General features: G+C 46.2%; 16 protein-coding genes. 9 read left to right on the top strand and 7 right to left on the bottom strand.

Going from position 1 to position 14,221, the window contains the following annotated elements:
• Nucleotides 1-105 precede the first annotated feature (105 nt).
• Complete coding sequence (locus OTK50_RS11045) at nucleotides 106-1,146, bottom strand: ketopantoate reductase family protein (protein WP_101669748.1); 1,041 nt, start codon at nucleotides 1,144-1,146, stop codon at nucleotides 106-108.
• Nucleotides 1,147-1,158: 12 nt separating this feature from the next.
• Nucleotides 1,159-1,905 carry an acetoacetate decarboxylase gene (locus OTK50_RS11040; RefSeq protein ID WP_221664079.1) on the bottom strand — a complete coding sequence of 249 codons (747 nt, stop codon included), beginning with the start codon at nucleotides 1,903-1,905 and terminating at the stop codon, nucleotides 1,159-1,161.
• A gap of 140 nt (nucleotides 1,906-2,045) precedes the next feature.
• Between OTK50_RS11040 and OTK50_RS11035 the strand changes: the two genes are divergently transcribed.
• Nucleotides 2,046-2,933, top strand: coding sequence for a LysR family transcriptional regulator (locus OTK50_RS11035; protein ID WP_221664080.1), 888 nt, complete (start codon nucleotides 2,046-2,048; stop codon nucleotides 2,931-2,933).
• Between the two features lie 113 nt (nucleotides 2,934-3,046).
• On the opposite strand, the gene OTK50_RS11030 is transcribed toward OTK50_RS11035, so the two are convergent.
• From OTK50_RS11030 to OTK50_RS11015, 4 genes are all read right to left on the bottom strand, one after another.
• Entirely contained in the window at nucleotides 3,047-4,642 is a 1,596-nt protein-coding gene (locus OTK50_RS11030) for an MDR family MFS transporter (protein ID WP_007410079.1), read from the bottom strand.
• A gap of 20 nt (nucleotides 4,643-4,662) precedes the next feature.
• Nucleotides 4,663-5,124, bottom strand: coding sequence for a MarR family winged helix-turn-helix transcriptional regulator (locus OTK50_RS11025; RefSeq protein WP_032876626.1), 462 nt, complete (start codon nucleotides 5,122-5,124; stop codon nucleotides 4,663-4,665).
• A 138-nt stretch (nucleotides 5,125-5,262) separates the two neighbouring features.
• A complete protein-coding gene (locus OTK50_RS11020) occupies nucleotides 5,263-5,595 on the bottom strand; it encodes a spore coat protein (RefSeq protein ID WP_007613617.1) in 333 nt (110 codons plus the stop codon).
• 11 nt (nucleotides 5,596-5,606) lie between these two features.
• A complete protein-coding gene (locus OTK50_RS11015) occupies nucleotides 5,607-5,864 on the bottom strand; it encodes a hypothetical protein (protein WP_012118389.1) in 258 nt (85 codons plus the stop codon).
• A gap of 88 nt (nucleotides 5,865-5,952) precedes the next feature.
• Between OTK50_RS11015 and OTK50_RS11010 the strand changes: the two genes are divergently transcribed.
• Nucleotides 5,953-6,861, top strand: a complete 909-nt coding sequence (locus tag OTK50_RS11010) for a proline dehydrogenase family protein (protein ID WP_221664081.1) — start codon at nucleotides 5,953-5,955, stop codon at nucleotides 6,859-6,861.
• Between the two features lie 29 nt (nucleotides 6,862-6,890).
• Here the strand turns inward: OTK50_RS11010 and OTK50_RS11005 are convergent, their stop codons facing one another.
• On the bottom strand, nucleotides 6,891-7,031 hold the full coding sequence (locus OTK50_RS11005; protein WP_003151836.1) for a YuzL family protein: 141 nt from the start codon (nucleotides 7,029-7,031) through the stop codon (nucleotides 6,891-6,893).
• A gap of 190 nt (nucleotides 7,032-7,221) precedes the next feature.
• Between OTK50_RS11005 and OTK50_RS11000 the strand changes: the two genes are divergently transcribed.
• From OTK50_RS11000 to OTK50_RS10970, 7 genes are all read left to right on the top strand, one after another.
• Nucleotides 7,222-9,591, top strand: a complete 2,370-nt coding sequence (locus tag OTK50_RS11000; RefSeq protein WP_221664085.1) for a 3-hydroxyacyl-CoA dehydrogenase/enoyl-CoA hydratase family protein — start codon at nucleotides 7,222-7,224, stop codon at nucleotides 9,589-9,591.
• A gap of 10 nt (nucleotides 9,592-9,601) precedes the next feature.
• Nucleotides 9,602-10,777, top strand: coding sequence for an acetyl-CoA C-acetyltransferase (locus tag OTK50_RS10995; protein WP_003151841.1), 1,176 nt, complete (start codon nucleotides 9,602-9,604; stop codon nucleotides 10,775-10,777).
• A 19-nt stretch (nucleotides 10,778-10,796) separates the two neighbouring features.
• Nucleotides 10,797-12,581, top strand: a complete 1,785-nt coding sequence (locus tag OTK50_RS10990; protein ID WP_221664087.1) for an acyl-CoA dehydrogenase family protein — start codon at nucleotides 10,797-10,799, stop codon at nucleotides 12,579-12,581.
• A 113-nt stretch (nucleotides 12,582-12,694) separates the two neighbouring features.
• The gene (locus tag OTK50_RS10985) at nucleotides 12,695-13,051 is read left to right on the top strand and encodes an arsenate reductase family protein (RefSeq protein WP_003151843.1); all 357 of its coding nucleotides are present in this window, start codon (nucleotides 12,695-12,697) and stop codon (nucleotides 13,049-13,051) included.
• 59 nt (nucleotides 13,052-13,110) lie between these two features.
• Complete coding sequence (gene gcvH, locus OTK50_RS10980; protein WP_003151844.1) at nucleotides 13,111-13,494, top strand: glycine cleavage system protein GcvH; 384 nt, start codon at nucleotides 13,111-13,113, stop codon at nucleotides 13,492-13,494.
• Nucleotides 13,495-13,548: 54 nt separating this feature from the next.
• Nucleotides 13,549-13,785: a YusG family protein gene (locus OTK50_RS10975; protein ID WP_003151845.1), complete on the top strand. Its 237-nt coding sequence runs from the start codon at nucleotides 13,549-13,551 to the stop codon at nucleotides 13,783-13,785.
• Between the two features lie 69 nt (nucleotides 13,786-13,854).
• Nucleotides 13,855-14,220, top strand: a complete 366-nt coding sequence (locus OTK50_RS10970) for a toprim domain-containing protein (RefSeq protein ID WP_221664088.1) — start codon at nucleotides 13,855-13,857, stop codon at nucleotides 14,218-14,220.
• The last annotated feature ends 1 nt before the right edge of the window (nucleotide 14,221 follow it).

The following is a 14,221-nucleotide window of genomic DNA, read 5'->3' as shown; positions in this document are numbered from 1 at the left end:
ACTTTAATGTAACTAATGCACCCGTTTGTTTACGTATATTTCTTCCGCTTGCTGAACCAAGAAAAAAGGACCGCCGCAGCAATCCCTTTCTCTCTTTCCTATATATCACATTTCCTTTCGGCTACGTAATAACTCTTCAAATGCTTTTATATTTGTATCAAAATTGGGCACTGTTTGGGATTCCTCGGCACATTTGACTTGTGCCACAACCAAATCATGAAAAGGTGTTGAAATGCCAGTACCTTCTGCCATTTTGGGAATAACTCCATTAATATAATCAATTTCAGTTTTGCGTTTTTTCTCAAGATCCTGGAGCATACTTGCTCTTAGGAGCCTAGATGGTTCCATGGCTGACCTAAATGTTTGGATACGTTCAGGAATATCATTTTCACTTCTTAATTCCAAAGATTCTAAATCAAGGCCGCCCATTTTCGCAAATTTGACACCATTGGCGTGTCCCACCTTAATCGTCTCATCTGCGATATGGACTGCACTAACAATGCCGATTTCATGGTCAAGAATGTCTCCGTATTCTCCGTTTAATGCTGCCGATAAACCACTGAATGCATTATTGATAAGTAATTTTGACCACTTCGTTCCAACTAAATTATCGGAAATATGTGTTCCGCCGATAAGGTCTAAAACCGATTTAATACGCAGGATTCTTTCTGTTGTTTCACCATGTAATTCTCCAATTTGAAAAGCGTACTCTTTAAATTGAGTATATTCAGTTGTAAGTCTGGATACGCCCGGTTCAATAAACGTAGCACCAAATTCAACAGAACCTGCAATAACACGTTCATCACCAACGATCGAAGCAACTTTCTGTTCAGGTATACCGTTTTGCAAGGAACATACTACACTGTCATCCTTTAAAAAAGGCAGTAACTCTTTAAGAATGGAATCATTATATAATTGTTTCGTCAGAAGTAATATTAAATCATACTTGCCTGATTTGTTTTCAGGGGTAATGGCTTTCACCTTTGCTTGAAATTCCGTTGTACCAACTACTTTAGCACCTATTTGATTTAGAGTATCTACATGTTCTTTGTACGAATCAATCAATTCGACATCCATTCCGCCAGCAGAAAGATATGCTCCAACTATGGTTCCTAAAGAACCTGCTCCTAAAACTGCAATTCTCATTGTCAACGCTCCTTATTTTTCCTCTAAGTAGTTATAAACCGGCTGTGCTGCATTTAAGGTTAAATCTGTAAGGATATGAGATGCTGAAACAACTTCTAATACAGGCAAATCTGCAAGAGGTGCCAGAGCATGTTCAAATAATTGAAGCCGCGCCGGTCCAGTCCAGGCACCTTTAACTTCTATATTCGTTATTTGCGTTCGCACCAAATCACAAACCCTTAAATCACCATTGTAATCAGTAGCAATCTTAACCATAAAATTAGGTCGGCAAATTTCCCTTTTCGCTTTTTCCTTGTCCATTTCTAAATGTTTATATCCCATAGTCGCAGTTGCCACACGAAGACTGCCATAATCCAATGTGCCAACAAGAGTATCAGAGTCTATATACAGCTTAGGGGCACCCAATTTCTTTGGATATGCAGTAAGTTCCCGTCCGCTTGCAATAGCCGGGAAATTGTCAACATACATAGAATGTACATAATCTCCTTCTTCACCATTAAAGCTGACAGGGATGACTTGTCCTGCCTCTGTATAGGCGCCAAGTCCGGAAACATCGGGCATCCACATCACTTCGAATTTCACTAAAGGTTCAGTAATTTCAAGAGGTTCTGGCACTGCCGCACGTAAAGCTTTTTCATCCGTTCGGTAAATAATATTAAGATATTCCCGGTTAACAAATTTATAGGTTGGCACGGGGTAAGCAGGTGATGTTAAAGGTGTGTTTAAATTTTTAACAATGTTATTCACATCAATTTTCATAGTATGAGACCCCTTTCTTTTTCTTTTTTATGTTTTTTCAATTTAACTATGCTATTATCTTACATTCGCATTTACATTTAATCCAATACATAATAAGGTATATATATATTTATTGAAATAAATGAGGGGGGTGCAGACAGATGGAATTGCTGCAGCTAAAATACTTTCAGACAGTTGCCTATACTGAACATATTTCTAAAGCGGCAGAACAATTAAAGATTGCCCAGCCTTCTTTAAGTCTCACTATAAAAAGACTTGAGAATGAACTGGGAACAACTTTGTTTGAGAGAAAAGGCAGAAATATTAAGCTGAGTTCAGCAGGGAAAATTCTTTTAAAACATGTAAACAGGATTTTTACTGAGATTGAAAATGCACAAACAGAAATTCAATTGGAGGAACATCAAATTTTTGACACCATCAGAATATCTATTTCCAATCCAAGATTCCTTGCAGGACTGATGAGTGAATATATCAACCGCTCCCCTCAATCAAAAATTCTCCAAGCAATCGGAGTTAAAAGCGAGATCATAACTAGTTTAAAAAAAGGGGACATTGATTTAGGAATAACAGGTCATCCGATTCAAGATGAAGAGATAGAGAGTTGGGTGCTGGTAAATGAAGATATTGTTCTGGCTTTGCCCTCAAACCACCGATTTACGGGTAAAACAGAAATTTCTTTACGCCTTGTCGCCAATGAACCATTTATTACCCTTGCTAATAATGAAGAGTATAGCGGTTTTACAGCCTCGCTTTGTGAGAAAGCTGGTTTCACCCCAAATATTGCGTTTGAGGCAGATTCTCATTTACTGGTCGAGATTATAAAGCTGGATCAAGGTGTGGCGTTGCTTCCTATTTCAGTTTGCAGAACATTGGGGCTGAATTTTATAAAAGTGACTGATCACTCTGCTTCATATCCAGTCGGCTTATCTTGGATGAGACATAAGCTGTTATCTTCTTCGGTAAGAAATTTTCGTGACTTTATTATGTCGTACTATAAAGATAACTATGAAATGTTTAAGGTTTATTAAAGGGTTTCATCATTACTTTTTTGAATTTTTTCCCCCATTTCGAATGAGGCGGAAGACTGGTCATTCCCAGATGATATAAAAAAATCCCGCGGCATCCGCGGGATTTTTCTCTATTAAACGGCTTTCGCCTTTTCTTCTTGTTTGCCTGTCTTTTTGTTTGTCAGTTTAATTGATTTAACAAACAGCGTGAGGATCAATCCGGCAGCGATAAAGGCCAGGCCTGTGAAAAACACGCTGTGAAGCGAATCCATCAGTGACGTTTTCAAAACCGGCACGATATGGGAAGAAAATGCGGCCGGAATCTGCTTAATCGATTCCTGGCTGAACAAGGATTGAAGCAGCCCTTCAGGATTCTTGTCAATCATACCTTTAAACTGGGCGGCAAAGGCACTTGCCTGTTTCGGCAGTGAGTCTAAGTAAGGCACCAGTCTGTCGGTTAAAAGGCTTCCTGATCTGGCATTCATGACAGCGCCGAGCACCGTAATGCCGAACGTTCCCCCGATCATCCGGAAAAATTGGCTTGAAGAGGTCACAACACCCAGCTCTTCTTTTGAAAACGTTTCTTGCAGAGCGAGTGTGAGAAGCGGCATGACGAGCCCCATTCCCAGACCGATCACGGCCATATAGCATGTAGCCGCGAGCTTGCTTGTATCCAGCTGTAAGGTCGTTAATAAGAAGAAGCCGACGGCCATGATCAGCATGCCGATCATGATTTGCGGTTTAATACCGATCTTATAAACCAGCTGGCCTCCGATAATACTTGTGATAATCATAGATACCATCATCGGCGTCATAATCGTGCCGGACGCGGTGGCGCTGACTCCGATAATTCCCTGCATAAAGAAAGGAACGAACGTGACGGCGCCGAACATGCCGATACTCATGAAAAAGCCGATCAGATTCAATACGGTAAACGTTCTGTTTTTAAACAGGTACATCGGCAGAATCGGTTCTTTTGCTTTGATTTCAGCGAAAATGAATCCGACAATCCCGGCAAGTGCAAGCGCAAAGAGACCGAGAATCTGCCAAGAGCCCCATGCGTAATCCTTTCCTCCGAAGCTGAGCGCGAGGAGGAGGCTGACGATTCCGACGATCATTGTGAAAATGCCGGCGATGTCAAAGTTAATCGGCCCGGTCTGTTTTCTGCCTTGAAGTCCTCTTGCGATAAAGATGACGGCTAAAATTCCGACAGGCAGGTTGATATAGAAAACCCATTTCCAATTTAATGAGTCAACAATCCATCCTCCGATTTGCGGGCCGATCACGGAAGCAAGCCCGTAAATCGCCCCGAAAAGCCCTTGGAACTTGGCACGCTGTTTCCCTGTGAACAAATCCCCGATGACGATCATAGCCATCGGCATCATGACACCGCCGCCGATTCCCTGAAGTCCGCGGAAAATAATCAGTTCCGTCATGTTGCTGGCCATTCCGCACAGTGCGGAAGCTCCCATAAAAATCAATAAACCTGACACATAGACGACGCGGCGCCCCAATAAATCTGCAAGTTTCCCCGCAATCGGAACGATCGTCGTCGAAGTTAAAAGATATGCCGTGGTCAGCCACGTCATCATGCTTAATCCCCCGAGGTCACCCACGATTTTAGGAATCGCCGTTCCTACGATGGTGCCGTCAAGGGCTGAGAAAAACATGGCGATGATTAAGCCGGTTATTAATAATGTGCGTTTTGGATCTTTCTTTTCAATGCTCATGTTTCGGCAGCTCCTCTTTTCTATTCGTTTTCTTTTTGATCAGCCGCGTATTTCTCGGCTGCTTCAGCTACTTTACGGATGATGTTCACGGACTGAATCAGTTCATCGTCAGTCAGAACGGACAGGTTTCGCGCCAGTATCGCTTTCCGTCCTTCCACAACTTCTTCGAATTTTGTTTCGCCTTTTTTGGTGAGGCTGATGTCGATGACGCGTCTGTCCTGCTGGTTATGTTTGCGGACGATAAGTCCTTTTTGTTCGAGTCGGTCGGCCATCAGCGTCACTGCGCTCGGTTTTACCTCCATGCGTTCCGCAATTTCGGAAACTTTGCAGCTCCCGTATTTTTTCAGGCTGGCTAAAACAAATAATTGGGCAGGCGTCACCTCGTGTTTTGCCATGCTTTCCACCATTTCAGGCTGTATGTTTTGCAGCAGCGTCTGAAGAGATTTCTGGATGTCAGACACATATTGATCCGCGTTTTTCATAACTCCTCCTCATCTTGTTCCTTGAGAAAATAATTAACATTAGTTAAATATAAATAAGGATTAATGATAAGTCAATCTTTTTGTGCAAAAATAAAAAAAGGATTGATGCTTGTCGAAAACATCAAATCCTTCTTCGTTTTATTGCTGGTAGGGAGACTGCTGCTGAATAGTCTGCTGGAACTTCTGATACGATTGCTGAAGCTTTTGGGTATCGGCTGCTTCAATGGAATACCAGCCATTTTGAAACATCACATCGTATAATCTTCTTTGCGCTTTTTGTGACTCATCGAAAATCGCCTGAATATCTTGATAAAGAGACTCGTGGCTGAACTCGTGCAGGGCTGTGCAATATGAAGCCGTGATGTATTTTTCCGTCGTCAGCAGCTCATTCACCAAGTCTCTGTCATTCATTTGCGCCGTATTGGGCACGGGCGTTTGCGGATTCGTGATTTTTTGATTTTGCTGTTCCATGTATTGTCCTCCTATTGCATATAGCCTGTTGTTGTCTGTCCGCCTTGATCGGGGTTCAAGCGGCCCAATATGTGCTGATAATGTTTCTGATGCATCCGGCCGATTTGATCAAGCTCTTGTTTTAACGTCTGATTCTGGCAGTGTTCCGCCATAAAATGCGCTTTTTTCATGGCAAGCAGATTCCAGTTCAGCATGTCCTCAAGATACAAATGGTCTTTCGTTGAGATGACGGCAGGCGGCAAGTTTCCGTTCTGCTCTTGGTTGTTCATATAAACGCCTCCTTCAATTCTGTTCTTTTTAGCTTTCTCTGCGATCGGAAATTCATACACCATAAAAGAAAAAGGAGGGAGTTCATCTTTGCTGCGGAGCATATGTTTATTTTTGTCGAAAAATAAAATGCTTACAAAATTCGCCCAGGCTTACGGAATCCGCTTCGGTGCGGGAAGGTTCGTTGCAGGGGAAACACTCACGGAAGCTGTGAAAACGGTAAAGCGGCTGAACCAAAAAGGGCTGTCGGCTTCGATTGATTATCTAGGTGAATATGCCGGTTCAGAGAAGGATGCGAAAAGGACGGCGGAAGAATGTAAAAAAGCAATCAGGGCGATTGCCGAGAATCAACTGGATTGTGAGCTGTCGCTGAAATTAACATCCATTGGTCTGGATATTTCCGAGAAACTCGCGGAACAGCATGTCAGAGACATATTGACGGAGGCAAAAGAACGCTGCGTGCCTGTAACGATTGATATGGAGGACTATTCAAGATGCGACCGTACGCTTAAGCTGTATAAGCGGTGCAAGCCGGATTTTCCGATGCTCGGCACCGTCATTCAGGCTTATTTGTACCGGGCAGCTGAAGACATCAGCGGTCTGATGCCATACAAGCCGCGGCTCAGGCTTGTAAAAGGCGCTTATAAAGAATCGGCGGCCGTTGCGTTCCCTGATAAAAAAGCAACCGATCTTCATTTTCAGCAGCTGATTAAGCTGCAGCTTTTGAGCGGCCATGAAACGGCGGTGGCGACACATGATGATGACATCATTTCTTATACGAAAACACTCATCAGCGAACATCAGATTCCCCGGGAGCAGTTTGAATTCCAAATGCTGTACGGCATCAGAACGGAGCGCCAGAAGGAGCTTGCCGAAGAAGGATACAGGATGAGGGTGTATGTCCCGTATGGAACCGATTGGTACGGGTACCTGATGAGAAGAATTGCCGAGCGCCCGGCAAACGCGGCATTTGTGCTGAAAGGGATCTTTAAAAAATAACGGCTGCTCCAAAAAGCAGCCGCAGCATGTTATTCCATGTTGTCTTTTTTATATTGCTGATTTTGGCTCGTCCGTTTGCCGCCGCCGTATTTTTGCTTCGGTCCCGCATTTCCTTTCATGCTGGCCGCGCTCACTGCGGCAGAAGACGGATCTTTTCTCCCTCGCACCATTCCCTTCACCTCCGGGTTTAAGTTTCCCGCCCGCGCCATGGAACATGCGGAAGCCGAAAAATTTAAAAAAATTCCATATTTGCTATTGAAGTCATCCTGAAAATCTTTTAAGATGAAAGAAGAAAAGGGTTTCATTTTTTTTGCCGAAAAAATGAATGACTATTCATTCAAAGTTCAAGGGGGATGACTCATGCACAAGTTTATAAAGAAAGCAGCCGTTCTCGGATCAGGCGTTATGGGGTCCGGAATTGCCGCGCACTTGGCTAACATCGGAATTCCCGTCCTGCTGCTTGATATTGTGCCAAACGAGCTGACAAAGGATGAGATGAAAAAAGGGCTGACATTAGAAAGCCCGGAGGTCCGCAGCAGGCTGAGCCGATCGGCCATGCAAAAGCTGCTGAAGCAAAAACCGGCGCCGCTGACTTCGGCTGCCAATCTCGACTATATAACGGCGGGGAATTTGGAAGATGACGCAGCTCAATTGAAGGATGCTGATTGGATTATTGAAGTCGTCGTCGAAAATCTTGACGTAAAAAAACAGATTTTCTCACTCGTTGATGAATACCGGAAACCGGGAAGCATCGTGTCGAGCAATACGTCCGGTATCTCCGTCACAAAAATGGCGGAAGGCCGATCTGCCGATTTTAAAGCTCATTTCTTAGGAACCCATTTCTTTAATCCGGCCCGCTACTTAAAGCTTCTGGAAATCATTCCGATTCAGGAAACAGATCCTGACGTACTGGAGTTTATGACTTCATTTGCAGAAAACACGCTTGGGAAAGGTGTCGTCATCGCAAAAGACACGCCTAACTTTATCGCCAACCGCATCGGTACGTATGGCCTGCTGGTCACGGTAAGAGAAATGCTTTCTTCCGGCTGCCGCATCGGCGAGGTGGACACGGTGACCGGGCCTTTGATCGGCAGACCGAAAAGCGCGACCTTCAGAACCCTTGACGTTGTGGGGCTTGATACGTTCGCCCATGTGGCAAAAAATGTGTATGATAAAGCCGACGGCGCTGAAAAAGACATGTTTAAGCTTCCTGAATTTATGAATGACATGCTGAAAAACAATTGGCTGGGCAGCAAATCAGGCCAAGGTTTTTACAAAAAAGAAGGTAAAACAATATATGAACTCGATCCGCTGACCATGACATACGGTGAGCGTTCGAAAATGAAGACGCCCGCTTTAGAAGCCGCCAAACAGGCAAAGGGTGCCAAAGGAAAAATGAAAACGCTTGTATATTCCGATGACCGCGCCGGACGCCTGCTTTGGAATATCACATCGCAAACACTCTTATACTCAGCCCGGCTTTTAGGTGAGATCGCTGATGATATTAAAGCAATTGATGACGCCATGAAATGGGGCTTCGGATGGGAGCTCGGACCGTTTGAGATGTGGGATGCCATCGGCGTCAGAAAATCAGCGGAGCGGCTCGAAGAAGAAGGCGCAGCACTCCCCGGCTGGGTGAAAGAAATGCTTGATCAGGGCCATGAAACATTTTATATGAAGGAAAACGGAACACCATTTTACTATTCAGACGGTCAATACAGGGCCGTGAAAGAAAATCCGAAACGGATCAGCCTGCAAACGTTAAAAGAAACAAAAGGCGTGATCAGTAAAAACAGCGGCGCAAGTCTGATTGATCTCGGCGATGATGTCGCGCTGCTGGAATTTCATACGAAAAGCAACGCGATCGGCTTAGACATTATTCAGATGATTGACAATGCGCTTGAGGAAACGGAGCGGAATTATAAAGGACTTGTCATCGGAAACCAAGGCAGACATTTCTGCGCGGGAGCAAACCTTGCGATGATTTTGATGGAAGCTCAGGATGATAACTTCATGGAAGTCGATTTTGTCATCCGCCGTTTTCAGCAGACGATGCTGAACATCAAATACAGCGCTAAACCCGTTGTCGCGGCGCCATTCGGGATGACACTCGGCGGCGGCACGGAAGTCTGTCTCCCGGCGGCACGCGTTCAGGCGGCGAGCGAATCGTATATGGGTCTCGTTGAAACCGGCGTCGGCCTTATTCCGGGCGGCGGAGGAAACAAAGAGCTGTACATGAATTATTTGGACGGCGGAAGTGAACTGATGGACGCAGCGATCAAAACCTTTGAAACAATCGCGCTTGCCAAAGTGTCCGGTTCGGCACACGAAGCCCGTGATATGAAGATTTTGTCCGCGGCAGACCGTATCAGCATGAATCAGGATCACCTGCTGCACGATGCGAAACAGCTGGCTGCTTCCTTATATGACAGCGGATACCGCCCGCCTGCCCGCAAAAAAGTGAAAGTCACCGGAGAAACCGGCTGTGCGGCATTACTGCTCGGAGCAGACCAAATGAGACGGTCGGGTTATTTATCCGATCACGATATGAAGATTGCGAAGAAGCTGGCCCATGTCATTGCCGGCGGAAGAGTCCCGTTCGGCACGGAGGTTTCAGAAGAATATTTACTCGAGGTTGAAAGAGAAGCCTTTTTAAGCCTTGCTGGCGAGGCGAAATCTCAAGCGAGAATGCAGCATATGCTCGTCAAAGGCAAACCTTTACGGAACTAGGAGGGTGTTTATGAGAGAAGCAGTCATTGTGGCCGGTGCGAGAACCCCGGTCGGTAAAGCGAAAAAAGGATCGCTTGCAGCCGTTCGTCCTGATGATTTAGGTGCGCTTTGTGTAAAAGAAACGCTGAAACGGGCAGGCGGCTATGAAGGAAATATCGATGACTTAATTATCGGCTGTGCAACACCTGAAGCCGAACAAGGATTAAATATGGCGCGGAATATCGGTGCGCTGGCGGGGCTTCCTCATACGGTGCCGGCCATTACGGTGAACCGCTACTGCTCTTCCGGGCTCCAATCCATCGCTTACGGTGCTGAAAAAATCATGATCGGCGCGGGAGACACCGTCATTGCGGGCGGTGCGGAATCCATGTCGCAAGTTCCGATGATGGGGCATGTGACCCGCCCGAATATCGCTTTGGCTGAGCATGCGCCTGAGTATTACATGAGCATGGGGCACACAGCGGAGCAGGTCGCCGAAACGTACGGCGTATCCAGAGAAGACCAGGATGCATTTGCCGTCCGCAGCCATCAGAATGCCGCAAAAGCCCTTAAAGAAGGCAAATTCAATGACGAAATCGTGCCGGTTGAAGTATCGCTGACAGAAGTCGGTGATGACCATAAGCCGCGGAAAAAACAATTTACCTTTTCTCAAGATGAAGGCGTTCGTCCCGGCACATCGGCTGACGTCTTGGCGAAGCTCCGTCCGGCTTTTTCTAAAACGGGAACCGTGACGGCCGGGAACTCTTCACAAACAAGTGACGGCGCGGCGGCTGTCATGCTGATGGATCGCGAAAAAGCATCGTCGCTCGGATTGGCGCCGCTTGTCAAATTCCGTTCCTTTGCCGTAGGCGGCGTTCCGCCTGAGGTAATGGGGATAGGTCCGATTGAAGCTATTCCGCGGGCGCTCAAGCTTGCCGGACTCGAATTACAGGATATCGGGCTTTTTGAATTGAATGAGGCCTTTGCTTCACAGGCCATTCAAGTCATCAGATCGCTTGGGATAGATGAAGAAAAGGTGAACGTCAACGGAGGCGCCATCGCGCTCGGACATCCGCTCGGATGCACGGGAACGAAGCTGACCCTGTCACTCATTCATGAAATGAAACGGAGAAACGAGCAATTCGGCGTGGTGACGATGTGCATCGGAGGCGGCATGGGCGCTGCCGGCGTATTTGAGCTCATTTAAAACAAGGGGGAAACGAAGCATGAAACAGGAAACGGTCAACGTCAAAAAAGGCGGCAGCTTTCTGATTGAAGAGACGGGATATGATCAAATATTCACTCCGGAGGACTTTACAGACGAACATAAAATGATCGGCAAAACGACAGAAGACTATGTCGTAAACGATGTGCTTCCTTATATCGATGAAATTGAAAACCATCAGTTCGAGCATTCGGTCAGACTGCTGAAAAAAGCCGGAGATCTCGGCCTCCTCGGAGCAGACGTGCCTGAAGAGTACGGCGGAATCGGCCTGGATAAAATCAGTTCAGCCTTCATTACGGAAAAGTTTTCACGTGCCGGCAGCTTTTCGCTGTCTTACGGCGCTCACGTCGGTATCGGCTCATTGCCGATCGTGTTCTTCGGAACGGAAGAACAGAAGAAAACCTATTTGCCGGACTTGGCTTCAGGACAAAGAATCGCGGCATACGCCTTAACTGAGCCCGGTTCAGGTTCAGATGCCCTCGGCGCGAAAACCACGGCTGTTTTGAATGAAGCGGGCACACACTATATTCTTAACGGAGAAAAGCAATGGATTACAAACTCCGCCTTTGCAGATGTCTTTGTCGTCTACGCTAAAGTGGATGGAGATAAATTTTCCGCATTTATCGTAGAAAAGAACTATCCGGGCGTGTCTACGGGCCCGGAAGAGAAAAAAATGGGGATTAAGGGTTCATCGACAAGAACGCTGATTTTAGATCAGGCGGAAGTCCCGAAAGAAAACCTTCTCGGCGAAATCGGAAAAGGCCATGTCATCGCCTTTAATATTCTGAATATCGGGCGCTACAAGCTTGCCGTCGGCACAATCGGCGCTTCAAAACGGGTGATTGAGCTGTCTGCCGCTTATGCGAACCAGCGCCGGCAATTTAAAACGCCGATCTCAAGCTTCACTCTCACTCAGGAAAAGCTTGCGACGATGTCAGCTCGGCTTTACGCGATGGAGAGCTCTGTATACAGAACAGTGGGCTTATTCGAAGATAATATGAGCAGACTGACGGAAGAGGAGCAAAAGGACGGACGCGAAGTCGCGAAGTCAATCGCCGAGTACGCGATTGAATGTTCGCTCAACAAAATGTGCGGTTCTGAAACGCTTGATTATATTGCCGATGAAGGCGTTCAAATTCACGGCGGTTACGGATTTATGCAGGAATATGAAGTGGAGCGTGCCTATCGCGACTCAAGAATCAACAGAATTTTTGAAGGCACAAATGAAATCAACCGCCTGATCGTAACGAGCACGTTCCTGAAAAAAGCCGTAAAAGGGCAGCTTCCGCTCTTTGAAAAAGCGAAAGCGCTCCAGGAAGAGCTCATGATGCTGATGCCTGAAGAGCCGGGCTCAGAACCTCTCGAACAGGAAAAATACATTGTCAGACAGGCGAAAAAGATCGCCCTCTTGACAGCGGGTCTCGCGGCGCAGAAATACGGCAAAGAGATCGAAGGCGAGCAGGAAATCATGGTGAACATTGCCGATATTGTCAGCGCGCTGTACGCTTTGGAATCTGCCGTCCTCAGAACGGAAAAAGCAATTGCGGCGGACGGTGCCGAAAAAGCCGCGCAGAAGCTGTTATATACGGAAATCTTTGCCCAGGAAGCCCTTCAGACCATTGAAGCGCACGCCAAAGAATCACTGATCGCCATGGAGGAAGGAGACTCCCTCCGCATGATGCTTTCCGTGCTGCGCAAACTGACGCGCCTGACACCGAAAAACCTCATTCAGAAAAAACGTGAAGCGGCAGCCGCCGTCTTCCGTGAAGAAAAATATACGGTCTAATCACATGCTGAAAGCGCTCCTTCATCAGGGGCGCTTTTTCATGAAGCAACGTTATAGGTTTTTACAAGTGATTGTGTTAAAATAACGACGATCATTTACAAGGGGTGAAGAAGATGTCGTTAAATTTTTACTGGTACCCTAAATGCGGAACGTGCCGTAATGCGAAAAAATGGCTGGAAGACCGCGGTAAGGAAATAAACGAAATACATATCGCGGAGGAAACTCCGTCGAAAGAAGAAATTAAAGACCTCTATGAGAAGAGCGGTCTTGAGCTCAAAAAGTTTTTCAACACGAGCGGAATGAAATACCGCGAGCTGAACTTAAAGGAAAAACTGTACCACATGTCAGAGGATGAACAGCTTGAACTCCTGGCATCAGACGGTATGCTCCTGAAACGCCCGATTACGACAGACGGCGAAAAAGTCACTGTCGGCTTTAAAGAAGACCAATTCGAAAAATATTGGATGTAATGCCAGGTTCAAAGAATTATGGTATCTTCTTATTATAAGAAAAAAATGGAGGGATTTAGATGAGCACACCGAAAGATATGCGTTATTCCAAAGAGCACGAATGGGTCAAAGTTGAGGACGGAAAAGCCCGCATCGGGATTACACATTTCGCGCAAGCCGAACTTGGCGACATCGTCTTTGTCGAGCTTCCGGAAGTCGGCGCCGAAATTAAAGCGGACGAGCCATTCGGCAGCGTGGAATCCGTCAAAACCGTATCCGAACTGTACGCACCGATTAACGGAACGGTGACGGAAGTGAACGAAGACCTTGATGACAGTCCTGAATTCGTAAACGAGTCTCCGTATGAAAAAGCGTGGATGATCGTCGTGGAACCGGCTGATGCTGAAGAAATCGAAAACCTCATGACTTCCGAGCAATATGACGAAATGACACAGGAAGACTGATCGGATAGCAAAGGGGCCATTTGGACATTCTATCTGTAACGGGAGGTGTCTAAAATGGCTTTTGATAAACAAAAGGTCGATGTGACGGAGAACGTTACGGGCCGCTTTCAAAACGGCCGGTTTTCCTTGTTTCATGAAAATGAAGCCATCGGCGAGATGACAGGCATGGACCAGTACGAGCTCAAACAGGGCTTTTCATTTGAAAATCAAAAATTTTATAAAACAGCCGATGTCATAAACGGCAGCGATCCGAAATATGTCGATTGCGATTATGAGAATGGCTGGTGTTAACAGTTGGCGGTGAATTTCACTGCCTTCTTTTTCAATCTGACGCTAAAACAATCGGCAGGTGACGCGCTTATGTACAACGGAGATGAAAAGGTCATTATCGTAGAAGGAAAATCTGATAAAATCAAAGTCAGCGAAGTGCTCATCGAACCCGCGGAAATCGTCTGTACAAACGGGACGATCGGCCAAACCGAACTGGAAGATTTGGCGGACCGCCTGTTTGACAGAGACGTCTATATTTTAACGGACGCAGATGACTCCGGAGAAAAATTAAGAAAACAGCTGAAACGGGAGCTTCCCGAAGCGCGCCATATTTATATAGACAGAACATACAGGCAAGTCGAGTCGTGCCCGGGCCAACATCTCGCATCTGTGCTGATCAGAGCCGGCTTTGATGCTGACACTGTATTTTTGAAAAAGAACGACCTGAGGTGGTAAC

It is taken from the genome of Bacillus sp. NEAU-CP5 (assembly GCF_026420705.1).
Lineage (GTDB): Bacteria > Bacillota > Bacilli > Bacillales > Bacillaceae > Bacillus > Bacillus velezensis.
The sequence above is the reverse complement of the archived record's forward strand: the minus strand, read 5'-3'. Positions and strand labels throughout refer to the sequence as shown.